Source organism: Nocardia sp. NPDC050408 (genome assembly GCF_044458905.1).
Taxonomy (GTDB): domain Bacteria; phylum Actinomycetota; class Actinomycetes; order Mycobacteriales; family Mycobacteriaceae; genus Nocardia.
Window position 1 is genome coordinate 317,552 of sequence record NZ_JBITIL010000003.1, and the last position, 14,150, is coordinate 331,701.

Below are 14,150 nucleotides of genomic sequence, written 5' to 3' on the forward strand. Positions count from 1 at the left end.
ATGATCGAGTCCGATAACTCGCTGTCCGCCACGCTTATCCGCCGCCTCCCTGATAGTGCCGAGTGCCTAGTCGCCACAAACCAAACGCAAGCAGCCACACCCACAGCGCGGCCAGCGGTGCGCACCAGGCCAGCCAGGGCGGCAGCAGCGGCGGGCCGGGTAGGTGTAGCAGTGCGATGGTCGGTAGATACGCCGTGAACGCGACCGGAATGGCGAAGCCGAATACCAGCCTCAGCGACGTCGGAAACACCGAAGCCGGTTGCATGGCCGCGAAGGAGCCGCCGTAGGTGAAGCTGTTGGTCAATTCCGCACCGTCGATCAGATAGAACTGCGCGCCGGCGGCGCAGACGAACACTCCGCCGAACAGTGCGATGCCACTGAGCAGGGTGGTCACCAGCAGTACGAGAGTTCGCGGACCCCAGTCGAGATCGTTGCGAACGAGACCGAGTCCGAGCACGATGATCGCCACCGAGGCGCGGGCGAATCGGCGCAGCGAGATGTCGCTGGTGATGAGCTGCAACAGAAGTGGTTGGGGGCGCAGGTGGTAGGCGTCGAGCACGCCGAGCCGGATGAGTGTCGGCAGTGAATCAAGGTGGCCGAACAGGACTTGGGCCAGTGCGAATGCGGAATTGCTCAGGCCGAACAGCAGCAGTGCGCCGTCCAGATCGAGGCCGCCGAGCACCTGGACATTGTGGTAGATGACCCAAACCTCGGCGAATTCGACGATGCCGATCAGGAAGGCGCTGAATACCTCACTGGCGAAGGACAATCGATATGCGCGCTGGGCTCGCATCCGCGACCGCAGCACCGCCGCATACGGGGTGAACCAGGTACCGGCCGGTACGGGCGTATACGGGGGCTCAACCACCCTGCACCTCCAGCCTGCGGCGTCCGGCCATCAATAGTGCCCGGCCCACCGCACCGACCGCGAGTACCCAGAACACTTGTGCGGCAACGACCGTCACGGCGTCCATCCCGATGACCCGACCCGACAGGATGTCGATCGGCGACTGCAGGATCGACGGGAACGGAGTGGCCTGCGCGACGGTGCGCAGCCATGCCGGGAACATGTGGACCGGCACGAACAACCCGGCCAGAAACGTGCCGCAGATCTGGTATAGCACTCGCAGGCCGCGGGTTTCCACTACCCAGAATCCGATCAATCCGACGGCGAAAAGGCATAGAAATGACAACGCGACGGCCAGTACCACGCTGACCAGCCCCAGCACGTAGGGTCCGGGCGTGCCGGGCATGAGGAGCCCGAAAGTAAGCACGCCGACCAGTACGCTCGGCACCCCGCGCGGCAGGATCGTGCAGGACGCGCGGCCGAGATCCATGGCGAGATAACTGAACTGGACATCGACCGGACGCAAGAAGTCGATCGCGATATCGCCGTTCTTGACTCGATCCACCAATTCCAGTGGTGGCCCCATGAATTGAGTCGCACCGAGCAGTCCCTGTGACAGCCAGACGTAGGCGCCGATCGATCCGACGTCGTAACCACCGAAGCCGCCGGAGGCGCGCACCGCCGACATCATCACCGCCGCGCGCACGAATCCGAACACGCAGTTGGTGAACAGGCCCGCGAACATCGCGAGTTTGTATTGGGATTGGCGTCGGAAACCGGCTCGTACGAGGTAGAGGTACAGCCGCGCGGTCCGGAGTGGGTGCGCTACGGCGAGCTGCGAACTGTTGCCCTCCACTCTGCCGCGCACAAAAAGCTAACTCTACGGTGCGTCGGGGGACGCGCGGTAGGTAAGCGCGCGATTTTTGGAAAAGTGCGACAAACCTGCTGCACCAATGTTAGAAACACAGTCACTTCAGATTTGCCTCGTGGGCGCTCGCGCACGACAGGAAGGATCGTCGATGACTGTCGCCGCTAGCGACTGCTCGCAGGTCGCTCGAAACAGCACCGCATTGACCGTTTTCGAGACGCTCGAGTCGAATGTGCGCGGGTACTGCCGGGCCTGGCCGACCGTCTTCGACACCGGCAGCGGGTCCTGGTTGCGTGATGAGAACGGCAAGGACTACCTGGACTTCTTCGCGGGTGCGGGCGCACTCAACTACGGCCACAACAATCCGGTGCTGAAGCGGGCACTGCTGGACTACATCGTCGGCGATGGCATCACACATAGCCTTGACATGTCGACCGTCGCCAAGCGACGGCTGCTGGAGGCCTTGCGGGACACGATCTTCGAGCCGCGCGGCCTCGACTACAAGGTGCAGTTTCCCGGTCCGACCGGCGCAAATGCGGTCGAGGCCGCGCTGAAGTTGGCTCGCAAGGTCACCGGACGTCAGACCGTTCTCAACTTCACCAACGCCTTCCACGGTATGTCGCTCGGCGCCCTATCGGTGACCGGAAATGCCGCCAAACGCGCGGCTGCCGGTGTACCACTGCCGCATACGATGCCCATGCCCTACGACGGGTTCCTCGATGTGGCCGACGATCTGCGCTGGATGCGGCGGGCCCTGGACGATTCGTCCTCGGGGGTGGACAAGCCCGCCGCGGTGATCGTGGAGACGGTGCAGGGCGAGGGCGGGGTGAATGTCGCCCGCTCGCAATGGCTGCGGCAGCTGGCCGAATTGTGCAGGGCGCGCGGAATTCTGCTGATCGTCGACGATGTGCAGATGGGTTGCGGACGGACCGGCGGGTTTTTCTCATTCGAGTTCGCGGGCATCACTCCCGACATCGTGGCGCTGTCGAAATCCATCGGCGGTTACGGGTTGCCCATGGCTCTGGTGCTTTTCAAGCCCGAACTCGATCAGTGGGCGCCCGGTGAGCACAACGGGACCTTTCGCGGCAACAATGCGGCATTCGTCACCGCGCGGGTCGCGCTCGAGCACTATTGGTCAGATAGTGCGCTGGAGATTTCGACGGTGGCCAAAGGGGAGCGCACGGCACGCGCGCTCGCCGACATCGCAGCGGCATTTCCCGGTGTCTCGACGCGCGGTCGCGGGCTGGTGCACGGCATCGTGTTCGAGGAAGCCTCACGCGCGGGCAAGGTGTGCCAACTCGCCTTCGAGCGCGGGCTGCTCGTGGAGACCTCCGGTTCGGTCGACGAGGTGGTAAAGCTGATGCCGCCGTTGACGATCAGCCAGGACGAATTGGATCGCGGATTGACGTTGCTCGCCGGCGCGGTGGAGGCGATCTGCGGATAGTCACCTGCTGCCGATATTGATCACCGGGTGCGCGCTCGGATCCAGCCATCGCATAACGGCGCTGAGGTCGGCAGCCGGGATCGACACGCATCCGGCGGTCGGGCCTCCGGTCTCGACATGGAGGAAGAACGCCGAACCCGCGCCCGCGACGACGGGCTGACGGTTGTAGTCGATCACGACGGCGTGTTCGTACGCCGCTCCCGCCCGGCCGAGGTTCTCGCTCGCGTTTTCATTGAATTCACAAGTGCCAGTGGCACATTGCGCATAGCGGTTGTAATTCGGCGAGCTGCTATCGGAGACCCACCAGTCCTGCGTGCCGACCTGGCGATAAGGCAGCCGGGTCCCGTCGTTCGGCGCGATCCCGAACGCCTCGCTCAGCGTCCACACCCCGGCGGGAGTGTGCGCCGAATCCTCGCTGGCTCGGCCGATGCCGTCGCGCCCGACATAGGCCAGGAGCGGACCGATCTCGGCGCGCCAGCCGCCTGAAATACGTTGCCACGCAGTCAACGTCGCGGTGGTGTCAGCGGCGTGCTCGGTGACCACGGTGACGACTTGGTCGGCGTCGCCGTGGTACGGCAGGGGTAGATCGGACTTCGATGTGCTGGTGCACGCGGCGATGCCGGCCAGCAGAACCACGAGCAGCACTATGCGTTTCGACAATTGCAACCTCCCGACGGGCCTCGACCCTAATGCAGATTCCGCCCTTGCCATGGCAGGCGGGTTCGAGTGTCCCCGCGCGGGTACGCGATGAGCATTGCCGCGACAAATAGGAGGTCGAACGATGACGGAAGGCAAGGTCGGGAGTCTGCGCACAGTCGTGTTGGATTGTCCGGATCCGCCCAAGCTCGCCGAATTCTACGCCCGCCTGCTCGGCGCCGAACCGACCTACACCTCGGATGACACGTGGGTTGTCATCGAAGAACCCGGCGGCAGGCGCTTGGCCTTCCAATACGCGCCGCAGTATCGACCACCGCGCTTTCCGGATCCGGAAGCATCCCAGCAGATACATTTCGACGTGCTGGTGGACGATATCGCGGAGGCCGAGCCGAAGGCGCTCGCGCTCGGCGCGCGGTTGGTGCAGGCCAATGACGACGAGCAGTTCCGTGTCTATGCCGATCCAGTCGGACACACCTTCTGCCTCATCTGGCTGCATCGGCGCTCCTGAGCGCTGGACCTGCGGGTTTGTCCGTTTGTCCACGCGGCGCGTGGGTATGACGCAGGTGACTGCCGCCACCGGCAGTCGCTGAAATCAAGTCGCACGAAGCGGGCGCCCGTCCGGACGCCTGGTTCGGGAGAGGCAGTCACCATGGCCGCGCATCACGCGCAAACCTCCGCGCATTGGACGCCGCTGCGCATCGCGGCGGCGGCGGTCGGTGCGGTGTTCCTGGTGGTCGGCGTGCTCGGCTTCATTCCGGGCGTCACCACGAATTACGACAGCATGGAATGGGCCGGACACAGCTCCGACGCCCAACTTCTCGGGCTGTTCAACGTCTCGATCCTGCACAACATCGTCCACCTGGTATTCGGCGTAGCCGGCCTGCTGGCATCGCGCACAGTGCTCGCATCCCGGGCGTTCCTGCTCGGCGGCGGTCTTATCTACTTGGTGCTGTGGTTGTACGGGCTGGTCATCGACCAGCACAGCGATGCGAACTTCGTCCCGGTGAACACCGCCGACAACTGGCTGCACTTCGCCCTCGGCGTCGGCATGGTCGCAGTCGGGGCGGCGCTCGGTTGGTCGGGCAGCCGACGAGGCATAACCGGGCATCCGCGTCCGTCGATTCAATAGCTACGAGTCGATGAATCCCGCTTGGATGCGGCCCAGCGGGGTTTGTCCATATTCCGGTTCCGCCGATGCATCAACCGGCGAGTCGGGGGAATGCCCCGGGTAGGAGTCGCGGTCTGGAGCGGACCGTGGCTTCGTCGTAGGAGGTGATGAAGGTGTCGGAGCCGCCGATGTGGCCGGTGCGGAGCTGGCGGATGCAGCCCTGGAATCCCAGTCCGCTGATGCGGGTCTCTGATCGGGTGGAGGGGTTCGTCCGCATTCTGGCCGTCCTGATGCTGCTGATCGCCGTGCCGACCGCGGCGGCGGCCGGTACCGCGGCCTATAGCTCGGCATCCGCACGAATCCACACTGAGAATGCGACGAAAGTCGTTGTGACAGGGACCATTATCGGCACCCCCGCCCGGGTCACCGCACCCATAGCGGACCGCAACGCAACGGTCCGCGACCACTTCGAGGCGCAGGTGTCCTGGATCCACGACGGCAAGTCCGGCACCGCGACCGTCGGCGTCCCCGATGCCGCCGAACCCGGCCAGCCCGCTTCTGTCTGGCTGGGCCCGGACGGCAAACCGACCGCCCCTCCCGAACAATCCAGTGCCGCCGCCGTGCACGGCATCGGTGTGGGTGTCGCCGTTCTACTCGAAATCGGTTGCGGTGTAGCAGCGGTCGTCTGGGCCACCACATGGGCGCTGAACCACCGCCGACACATCCGTTTGGACCGGGAGTGGCGTCAATTCAGCCACCCCACCGGTCAGGGCAGCCAATGATGTACTCGGAGCTCCGGCAGCGAATTGCGACCCGAACGGCCCCGGGTTCCGCGCCGGGGCCGTTGTGATCACTTGCTCAGCGTCTTGCCGCCATTCGGAGCCACCGCGAACCACGTTCCGCCGACACCCTGGCCGAGCAGATCACCCGGCTTGATGTCTTTCGAGAAGTAGTACACAGGCCAACCGCCGATGGTGATTTGGCATGTGCCGTCGGCACGTTCGATGAATCCGACGAGTTGGGGATCGACGCCCGCGGCATAGAGCACTTGATCGCGGGTCACGGTCAGCGGCGGCCAGGTCACGGCGCACTGCCCGGCGCAGTTGGATACCGACGGTGCCGCCGTATCTTTGTCGAACCGGTACAGCGATCGGCCCGATCCGTCCGAAACATACTGTCCGACAGCAGGATTGCTGGTCACTTTGAGCTGCACCGCATTAGTGGTCCCGGTCGCAGCCGTGCCGTCGTAGATCTTCAGCCAGCCTTGCGTTTTCGCCACCGCGGGCGCCTGTGCCGCGGCGGGTACCGCTGCCGCGGCGGTCGACGTCCGCGCCACCGCCTCGGCACCCTTCTCGCCGCCACAGGCGCTGAGCAGGCCGGCGAGCATGACAGCGGCAGCCGCGACCGGCACGGTGACACGCTGAAAACGTTTGGCTGAACTCATCTTTGGAACCCTTCGTCGTTCTTCGACAAGGTGCACAACGCATCTCGTCCCCGTACCACGAGCGACCGCAAGCATTTGGTTCACCCGATCCGCCACAGTCGTGGTGTTCGCTAGCTCACAGTGGATTCGGGCGTGGTGCCGATCAGCTGGCCCAGTTGCGCCGATGAGCCGTCCGGATCCGGCTCTGCTCACAGCGTATCGATGAGCGCCGACACCTCGCGGGCGCAACCGTGGGCGATAGTTATGCCGGAGCCACCGTGGCCGTAGTTGTGGATCACGGGCACCGATGACGCGTCGGCCTGGGCGATCTCCAGGCGGACTTCGGCGCGCCCCGGGCGCAGTCCGACAAGTGTTTCGATGACCTCGGCACCCATCAGCTGCGGTACGAGATCTCGGCATCGACGCAGGATCGACTGTGTCAGTCGCGGATCGGGGGTGCGATCCCATGCTCCGGTCTCCAGTGAGCCACCGAGGATGCAGTCGTGGGTGCGGGGATGGACATAGGCGCGCCCGAGGGGATGCGCTTCGTCACGCACCGAGACCGAGATGCCCGGATTGGTGATGCGCACGATCTGGCCGCGGATCGGGTAGACCTCGGCGTCGTCGGCCAGCGGGCCGGCACGCAGACCCGCACAGTTCACGATCACATCGGGCGCCAGATCGTCGAGCTCGTCCAGACTCCGGATCGTCCGCCGAACCCAGTACGCGCCCGCCTGGCGAACCTGAGCAGCCAACCACGGCAGGAAGATCGGCATCTCGAGCAGCGGAACGGCGAATCGGAACCCGAATCGGTAGGTCGGCGGTAGTTCGTCCGGTCGCGCCAGCCGGAACGCTTGGACGGCCTCGGACCAGGACGGCGTCGCTGGTTCGTCGCGATATACGGCGAGCGACTCGCACATGCGCGCACCAGGTGTACCGGCGTGCGCGAGTCGTTCCAGATGGGTGAACGTTTCGACGCTCCAAGCAGCCACCCGATCGATCGGCCCGGCTGCGGTGGGAAACCATACCGCGGCGGCGAGAAACGATGTCGTCGAGTCGATGGGCTCCGCGCTTACTAACACGACATGGTGCCCGCCGCGCAGCAGCTCGAATGCCGTTGACAGGCCGACGATCCCGGATCCGACTATCACCGCTCGCACGCCGATTATTTTAACACCATTGAGTGTGCCGTTATTTGACGATACATTAATCAGCGATACGATTCGGGAGCGCGGGAGGCACTGTGACTGACGTATTGCACGACGAGGACGTCGGGTATCAGAAGAGTCTCCGCCCACGTCAGCTACAGATGATCGCGATCGGCGGTGCCATCGGGACCGGGTTGTTCCTCGGTGCGGGCGGTCGGTTGGCCAGCGCCGGTCCCGGGCTGGTGCTGGTGTACGCCGTGTGCGGGGTGTTCGTCTTCTTCGTGCTCCGCGCGCTGGGCGAGTTGGTATTGCACCGTCCGTCGTCGGGATCGTTCGTCTCCTACGCTCGCGAGTTCTACGGCGAGAAACTGGCGTATGCCGTCGGCTGGATGTATTTCTTCCACTGGTGCATGAGCGGCATCGTGGATATCACCGCCATCGCCACCTACGTCCACTACTGGTCGGCGTTCGGCGCGATTCCGCAGTGGGTCATCGCGCTGATCGCGCTGGCCGTGGTGGTGGCCATCAATCTGGTGTCGGTGCGCTGGTTCGGTGAGCTGGAATTCTGGGCCGCACTGATCAAAGTTGTTGCGCTGGTAAGCTTTTTGGTGATCGGTACGGTCTTCCTCGTCGGACGCTTCCGGATAGCGGGCGAGAGTACCGGGCCCGGTGTCCTGCGCGATCACGGCGGGCTGTTCCCGACCGGGCTGCTTCCGCTGGTCGTCGTCACGACCGGTGTCGTATTCGCCTACTCCGCAGTCGAATTGGTGGGCACCGCCGCCGGTGAGGCCGAAAATCCCGAGAAGATCATGCCGCGCGCCATCAACTCGGTAATCGCACGCATCGCCGTGTTCTATGTCGGTTCGCTGGTGCTGCTCAGTCTGCTGCTGCCCTACACAGCCTTCCGTGGCGGGCAGAGCCCATTCGTCACGTTCTTCGCCAAAATCGGTGTGGATGGTGCGGATTCCGTCATGAACCTGGTCGTGCTGACGGCGGCATTCTCCAGCCTCAATGCGGGCCTGTACTCGACCGGCCGAATCCTGCGCTCCATGGCTATGAACGGCAGTGCCCCCGCCCGCGCAGCCAAGCTGTCAGCGAATGGCGTTCCCTACGTTGGGGTTCTGGCCACCGGCGCGATCGCCCTGACCGGCGTCGGACTCAACGCGGTAGTCCCCGAGCAGGCATACGAGATAGTTCTGAACATGTCGGCCCTCGGCGTCATAACCGCCTGGGCGGCAATCGTCCTGTGCCAATTGCAACTCTGGCGTTGGTGGCGCGACGGCCGCGCAACCCGCCCCACTTTCCGCCTGATCGGCACCCCCTACACCAGCATTGCCACCCTGGTCTTCCTCGCCGGTGTAGTAGCTCTGATGGCGAGCAGTGGAAGCACCGAACAGCGCAGCGCAATCGTCGCCGTCCCGTTGATCATGGTCCCAGTGCTGGTCGGTGGCTGGTTCCTCAGACGACGAACCACCGAGGCCGTCCAGCCTGCGGCGGACTCCGAATCGTCTCATTAGCACGCTACGGCTATCGAGCTATTCGATCATGGTGGAGGGTCCAGCCGAGAGCGCTCGAATTGGCATTACGGAATATCCTGGGCCGCAGCGTACCTCGGCTATTGACGCAGCGTGGGTTGGTAGGACGGATCGGCGGCGTCGCGGGTGCCGGTCGGGTAGCCCTGGCTGGTGAAGAATGCCGATTGCATTACCTGGGCGTCGGCGGTGCACATGACTTCGGAGTCAACGAGACGGCGGTCGCGCGGTACAGATCCGCAGCCGCGAGTGCGGTCACGCCTCCGGTGTCGATCGGCACTGCGGCCGCCGGAATCGCCGTGACCAGTGCGGTCCTTGCGACACGCTCACCGAAGCTGTTCGATCACTTTTGCTAGAGCGGTCATATCCGTCTCGGAGACCGAGTAATGGGTGATCGAGTATGCGTCGCGGTAATGCCGCAGGGTGTCGGCGATGTGGTGTGCGGATCCGTGCAGTACGCCGGGCAGATAACGCAACTGGGCATCGGACAGGTCCGGATTGAACCTGCGGGGCAGCCACAGATCGGTCTCGGCGTGGCCCTGCACGTCCACTGCCTGCAACATCAGGCCCAACTCGAGGTGCGGAAAGCGTTCTCCGGCCGCGGCCCGGACGAACTCGACGCGCTGGGCGAGCGCGACGGTTCCGGCTTTCTCGGAATCGATGTCGGCGCTGACGGGCACCCCGGCCAGCGACACCGTGTCGGCGTGTTCGGCGGCAACCCTCACCAGACGGTCCCCGAGCCCGGCCACCAGCAGCGGAATCCGGCGGTGGACGGGTGGTTGGTGACCGTTCCCGAACAGTGTCCGGATTTCGCCGATGGTGTCACGCAGGTAGTCGATACGCTGCCGCCCGCTCGGGAACGGCAGCCCGGCCGCTTCGAACTCGGGTTTCGCGAAATCCGGTCCGGCACCGAGTCCGAACTCGAAGCGCCCATCGGTGAGCTGATCCACGCTGGCGACGTCACGAGCCAGCAGAGCAGGCCGGTAGAAGCCCGCATTCAATACCATCGTGCCGACGTGCACACGGTTCGTCGCCTCCGCCATGGTGACCACCGTGGGGAAAGGTGAAGTCATACCCAGATGGTCGGGAACCTGGATCACGTCGTAGCCCAGGTCTTCGGCTTGCCGTGCCTTGTCCCGCCACTCGGCGCGCGAGCCCGCGGCGGAGAAACCGACGGCGAACCGAAAAGGACGCTGTGTCATCTCATTTCGAGTCATCTCATTTCGAGTTTCTTCCACACCTCGCACGTTAGTCGATCATGCGGCATCTCGACCGGCGATGTCGGTCGGCCTGGCTGGCGGCGAGGTCACTTGCCGCCTGGTGAGGTTGTCGGCTTCGTCTGGCGTCCAGATGGCCGCGGGCTCCGAATCGTCTCGTAGAAACGCTGATCGGGTCTCGGCGAGTCGTTGAAGAAGTCTGATTTTCTCGTTTAAAGGGTGGTCTGGGGTGGTACCTATCCGACGGCAGGCCGTGAACTCTGCTTACTTCGGGCTACTCGGATGGGAAATCGGTCACAGATGTGACAACTGAATCGGTGAGTTCCTGGGCGGGCCTCGGGACGAGCCCTCGAACCTGGATCCGCGTACGGTCGACAGAGGGTGAGACGACGTGCGCGGTACCCGTCTGCCCGCGTAAACGCGAACGGACGGGCTGCGTGGCGCCCCCGGCAGGAATCGAACCTGCGACCTAGGGATTAGAAGGCCCTTGCTCTATCCAACTGAGCTACGGAGGCAGTGGGTTCCACCATGGCCGACATTGGCCGTGCTGTCCAGCGCGCCAAGTATAGCGACCGTCCAGATGGCTAGCTTCTTAGCGTCAGCAACATTTCAGCACTTGGGTGTGCGGGCCAAGCGAGTCGCGGGATGATCGACATCGCACCTCCGATCCGTTAGCCACCATATCGGCCCAAACCCCGCCGGGCCACGCATTAAGGGCCGACTACGCTCAGTGCCATGTCGTCACCGCGGGACCCGTCCGTCGCACCCGAGCTCACAGCGGGTAAGCCGGGCTACGGGGCGACCTTCGCGATATTGACCGTGCTGGCCGGTGCGATCGCGGCGGTGGTCGCCGCGATGATCGTCGGGCTCTCGGCGGCGCAGGCGCTGAGTCTGCTCGGCATTCCGGATCCGGGATCATTGACAACCTATGGCCTGCCCGCGGTGCGCGCACTCGCCGATCTGTCCGCCGCGCTGACCGTCGGCTCACTGCTGCTCGCCGCATTCCTGGTGCCGCCGCAGGCCAATGGGCTGCTCGATGTCGGCGGATATCGGGCGATGCGACGGGCTTCGAACTTCGCGTTGGCCTGGGCGTGCTGTGCGGCACTGCTCATACCGCTGACGGTGTCCGACACCACCGGGCAGCCGGTGCGGCAGATCTGGCGGCCGGAGCAGTTGTGGCACGCGATCGACCAAGTGGAGCTGGCCCAGGCGTGGCGCACGACGGTGGTGTTCGCGCTGATCGTCGCGGTGGGTTGCCGACTCGCGCTGCGTTGGGGATGGGCCCCGGTGTTGTTCGGCGGCGCGATCGTGACCATGATGCCGCTGGCACTGACCGGACATTCCTCCGCGGGTGGCGCGCACGACCTGGCCACGAACAGCCTGATCCTGCATCTGGTTTCGGCCGCGGTATGGGTCGGTGGATTGTTCGCGGTGCTCGCGCATGCGATGCGCGACGGCGAGCACACAGATACCGCGGCCAGGCGGTTCTCACTCACCGCCACGATCGCCTTCGTCGTGATCGGCGTCAGCGGTGTGATCAATTCCTGGGTGCGGGTGCCGTGGAGCGATCTGTTCACCACCAACTACGGCCGACTCGTGATCGCCAAGGCCTGCGCGCTCGCCGTGCTCGGCCTCTTCGGGTATCTGCAGCGCCGCGCCAGCCTGCCCGCACTCGCCGCGAATCCGCGTGACCGCGCCGCACTGATTCGATTCGGCGGGCTGGAGGTGCTGATCTTCGCGGCGACCATGGGTCTGGCCGTCGGGTTGGGGCGCACGCCGCCACCGCCGCCGACCAGCGTGCCGACACCCGCCGAGGTGGAACTCGGTTACAACCTCGACGGCCCGCCGACCGCCTCGCGCATTCTTTTCGACTGGCGCTTCGACTTGATCTTCGGCACGCTGGCCATCGTGCTTGCCGTGCTGTACCTGCTGGGGGTGCGGCGGTTGCGCGCGCGGGGCGATGCCTGGCCGATAGGGCGCACCATCGCCTGGCTCTCGGCCTGCGCAATCCTGCTTTTCGCCACCTCGTCCGGGGTCGGACGGTATTCGCCCGCGGTCTTCAGCGTGCACATGGGACAACACATGGCGTTATCTATGCTCGCGCCGATTCTGTTCGCGCTCGGCGGTGCCGTCACCCTCGCGCTGCGGGCGTTGCCAGCGGCCGGGCGCGGCGGCGTGCCCGGGCCGCGTGAGTGGATTCTGGCCGCGGTGCACAATCCGGTCTCGCGATTTCTGACCCATCCGATCGTCGCGTCGGTGATCTTCGTCGGCGGGTTCTATGCCCTGTACATGGGCGGTATCTACGACTCGTTCGTCGATTCCCATGCGGCGCATCTGCTGATGAATCTGCATTTCCTGCTCAGCGGCTATCTGTTCTACTGGGTTGTCATCGGCATCGACCCCAAACCGCGCCAGGTGCAGCCGCTGACCAAGCTGGGCATGGTGTTCGGTTCCCTGCCCTTCCACGCCTTCTTCGGTATAGCGCTGATGAGCATGACCACCGTGATGGGCGGATGGTTCTTCCGCAGTCTTGCCCTCGGCTGGAATAACGACCTGCTCGGTGATCAGCGCACCGGCGGTAGCCTGGCGTGGGCCAGTGGTGAGGTGCCGTTGGTCGTGGTGATGTTGGCGCTGCTCATCCAGTGGTCACGCAGCGACGCGAAACTCGCGAAGCGGACCGACCGGGCCGCCGACCGCGACCACGACGCCGAGCTGGCCGCGCACAATGCCATGTTCGCCGAACTGGCCAAACGTGATCGAGGAATACGTCATTGAGCTCCCATCGAGGTGCAAGCGTGAGTGAGCGGGGTACCGCGGTGGTGGAGAACAGGCACGCCCGACGGGTATATCGGTCCGATGTGCGGGCGGCCCGCAGACGGCTGGCCGGCCAGGTGCGCAGGACGCCGGTCTTCCATACCTCGATCATCGGCCCGAACGGGCCGGTTCCGGTCACGCTGAAACTCGAGTACCTGCAGCACGGCGGGACATTCAAGGTGCGCGGCAGTTTCAACGCACTGTTGGAGTCCTCGGCTCAGGTCGACCACGTGGTGATCGCCTCAGGTGGGAATGCCGGGATCGCGGCCGCGCTCGCCTCGGCTCGTCTCAGTAAGACGTGCACGGTGGTGGTTCCCGAGTCGGCGCCGCATACCAAGGTGGCCGCGATGTGGTCCTACGGTGCCGAAGTGCTCTGGCACGGAACGACTTACGGCGAGGCCTACAGGTACGCGACCGAGCTGGCCGAAGAGCGGGGCGCGCTGCAGCTGCATGCCTACGACCTGCCTGCCGTGGTTGCCGGTGCGGGTGTTGTCGGGCTGGAGCTGGAAGAGCAGGTGCGCGGGCGGCCGCCGGTGCTGGTCGCGGTCGGTGGCGGCGGGTTGGTCGCCGGTATCGCGGCGGCGTTGGGGCGGCGACAGCAGGTGGTCGGGATCGAACCGGAGGGCATTCCGACGCTGAACGCCGCGCTGCTCGCGGACCGGCCGGTAGATGTGAATGTGCGCAGCATCGCGGCGGATTCTTTGGGCGCCAATCGAATCGGGGATATCGCGCTGGATATCGCGCGACGCTATGAAGTCCGATCGCTGCTGGTGACCGATGACGCCATCTCGACCGCGCGCGAATATCTGTGGCGCGAGTTCCGGGTTGTGGTGGAACTTGCGGGGGCGACGGCATTGGCCGCCGTGCAGAGCGGTGCTTATGTGCCTGCCGAAGGGGAGCGCCCGGTGATCGTGCTGTGTGGGGCCAATACCGATCTGGCGGTCTTCTGACTCGGGTGTGTGAAGCGGCGACTGTCCACATGTCGCGAAGTTGTCCACATTCGGGAATCGGGGCGGCCGGAGGGGTTCGAAACCGTCAGGCTGAAAGGGCCTCTCAGTGAGGGGTGAGAGCCTGACGGATCGAAATATAAAG

At 64.9% G+C, this 14,150-nt stretch carries 13 protein-coding genes and 1 tRNA gene; 7 read left to right on the forward strand and 7 right to left on the reverse strand.

From position 1 onward, the window contains the following. Nucleotides 1-34: 34 nt before the first annotated feature. Both ACIBJI_RS11225 and ACIBJI_RS11230 read right to left on the reverse strand, forming a co-directional pair. A complete protein-coding gene (locus ACIBJI_RS11225) occupies nt 35-868 on the reverse strand; it encodes an ABC-2 family transporter protein (RefSeq protein WP_364338853.1) in 834 nt (277 codons plus the stop codon). Continuing rightward, nucleotides 861-1,715 carry an ABC-2 family transporter protein gene (locus tag ACIBJI_RS11230; protein ID WP_364338855.1) on the reverse strand — a complete coding sequence of 285 codons (855 nt, stop codon included), beginning with the start codon at nt 1,713-1,715 and terminating at the stop codon, nt 861-863. The genes ACIBJI_RS11225 and ACIBJI_RS11230 overlap by 8 nt, the downstream gene beginning before the upstream one ends. Before the next feature lie 151 nt (nt 1,716-1,866). Between ACIBJI_RS11230 and ectB the strand changes: the two genes are divergently transcribed. Then, nucleotides 1,867-3,159, forward strand: coding sequence for a diaminobutyrate--2-oxoglutarate transaminase (gene ectB, locus ACIBJI_RS11235; protein WP_396955741.1), 1,293 nt, complete (start codon nt 1,867-1,869; stop codon nt 3,157-3,159). Here ectB and ACIBJI_RS11240 read toward each other — a convergent pair whose 3' ends face one another. Further along, nucleotides 3,160-3,954, reverse strand: coding sequence for a L,D-transpeptidase (locus ACIBJI_RS11240; protein ID WP_397083932.1), 795 nt, complete (start codon nt 3,952-3,954; stop codon nt 3,160-3,162). Between ACIBJI_RS11240 and ACIBJI_RS11245 the strand changes: the two genes are divergently transcribed. From ACIBJI_RS11245 to ACIBJI_RS11255, 3 genes are all read left to right on the forward strand, one after another. Then, complete coding sequence (locus tag ACIBJI_RS11245) at nt 3,941-4,324, forward strand: VOC family protein (protein ID WP_364338862.1); 384 nt, start codon at nt 3,941-3,943, stop codon at nt 4,322-4,324. The two genes, ACIBJI_RS11240 and ACIBJI_RS11245, sit on opposite strands and share 14 nt — an antisense overlap. Nucleotides 4,325-4,465: 141 nt before the next feature. After that, nucleotides 4,466-4,945: a DUF4383 domain-containing protein gene (locus tag ACIBJI_RS11250; protein WP_364338864.1), complete on the forward strand. Its 480-nt coding sequence runs from the start codon at nt 4,466-4,468 to the stop codon at nt 4,943-4,945. Between the two features lie 152 nt (nt 4,946-5,097). Then, a complete protein-coding gene (locus tag ACIBJI_RS11255; RefSeq protein WP_364338865.1) occupies nt 5,098-5,706 on the forward strand; it encodes a hypothetical protein in 609 nt (202 codons plus the stop codon). A gap of 68 nt (nt 5,707-5,774) precedes the next feature. Here ACIBJI_RS11255 and ACIBJI_RS11260 read toward each other — a convergent pair whose 3' ends face one another. Then, nucleotides 5,775-6,368 (reverse strand): hypothetical protein, encoded by a 594-nt coding sequence (locus ACIBJI_RS11260; RefSeq protein ID WP_364338866.1) that lies wholly within the window; start codon nt 6,366-6,368, stop codon nt 5,775-5,777. Nucleotides 6,369-6,556: 188 nt separating this feature from the next. Then, the gene (locus ACIBJI_RS11265; RefSeq protein WP_396955743.1) at nt 6,557-7,507 is read right to left on the reverse strand and encodes an FAD-dependent oxidoreductase; all 951 of its coding nucleotides are present in this window, start codon (nt 7,505-7,507) and stop codon (nt 6,557-6,559) included. A gap of 83 nt (nt 7,508-7,590) precedes the next feature. Between ACIBJI_RS11265 and ACIBJI_RS11270 the strand changes: the two genes are divergently transcribed. Then, nucleotides 7,591-9,012 carry an amino acid permease gene (locus ACIBJI_RS11270; RefSeq protein ID WP_396955744.1) on the forward strand — a complete coding sequence of 474 codons (1,422 nt, stop codon included), beginning with the start codon at nt 7,591-7,593 and terminating at the stop codon, nt 9,010-9,012. 341 nt (nt 9,013-9,353) lie between these two features. Here ACIBJI_RS11270 and ACIBJI_RS11275 read toward each other — a convergent pair whose 3' ends face one another. Both ACIBJI_RS11275 and ACIBJI_RS11280 read right to left on the reverse strand, forming a co-directional pair. Then, nucleotides 9,354-10,265, reverse strand: a complete 912-nt coding sequence (locus ACIBJI_RS11275; RefSeq protein ID WP_396955745.1) for a TIGR03621 family F420-dependent LLM class oxidoreductase — start codon at nt 10,263-10,265, stop codon at nt 9,354-9,356. A 417-nt stretch (nt 10,266-10,682) separates the two neighbouring features. Then, nucleotides 10,683-10,759 (reverse strand) — tRNA-Arg (locus tag ACIBJI_RS11280). 220 nt (nt 10,760-10,979) lie between these two features. Between ACIBJI_RS11280 and ACIBJI_RS11285 the strand changes: the two genes are divergently transcribed. Then, nucleotides 10,980-13,019 carry a cytochrome c oxidase assembly protein gene (locus ACIBJI_RS11285; protein WP_396955746.1) on the forward strand — a complete coding sequence of 680 codons (2,040 nt, stop codon included), beginning with the start codon at nt 10,980-10,982 and terminating at the stop codon, nt 13,017-13,019. A 20-nt stretch (nt 13,020-13,039) separates the two neighbouring features. Beyond that, nucleotides 13,040-14,008 carry a threonine/serine dehydratase gene (locus ACIBJI_RS11290; RefSeq protein ID WP_397083934.1) on the forward strand — a complete coding sequence of 323 codons (969 nt, stop codon included), beginning with the start codon at nt 13,040-13,042 and terminating at the stop codon, nt 14,006-14,008. The last annotated feature ends 142 nt before the right edge of the window (nt 14,009-14,150 follow it).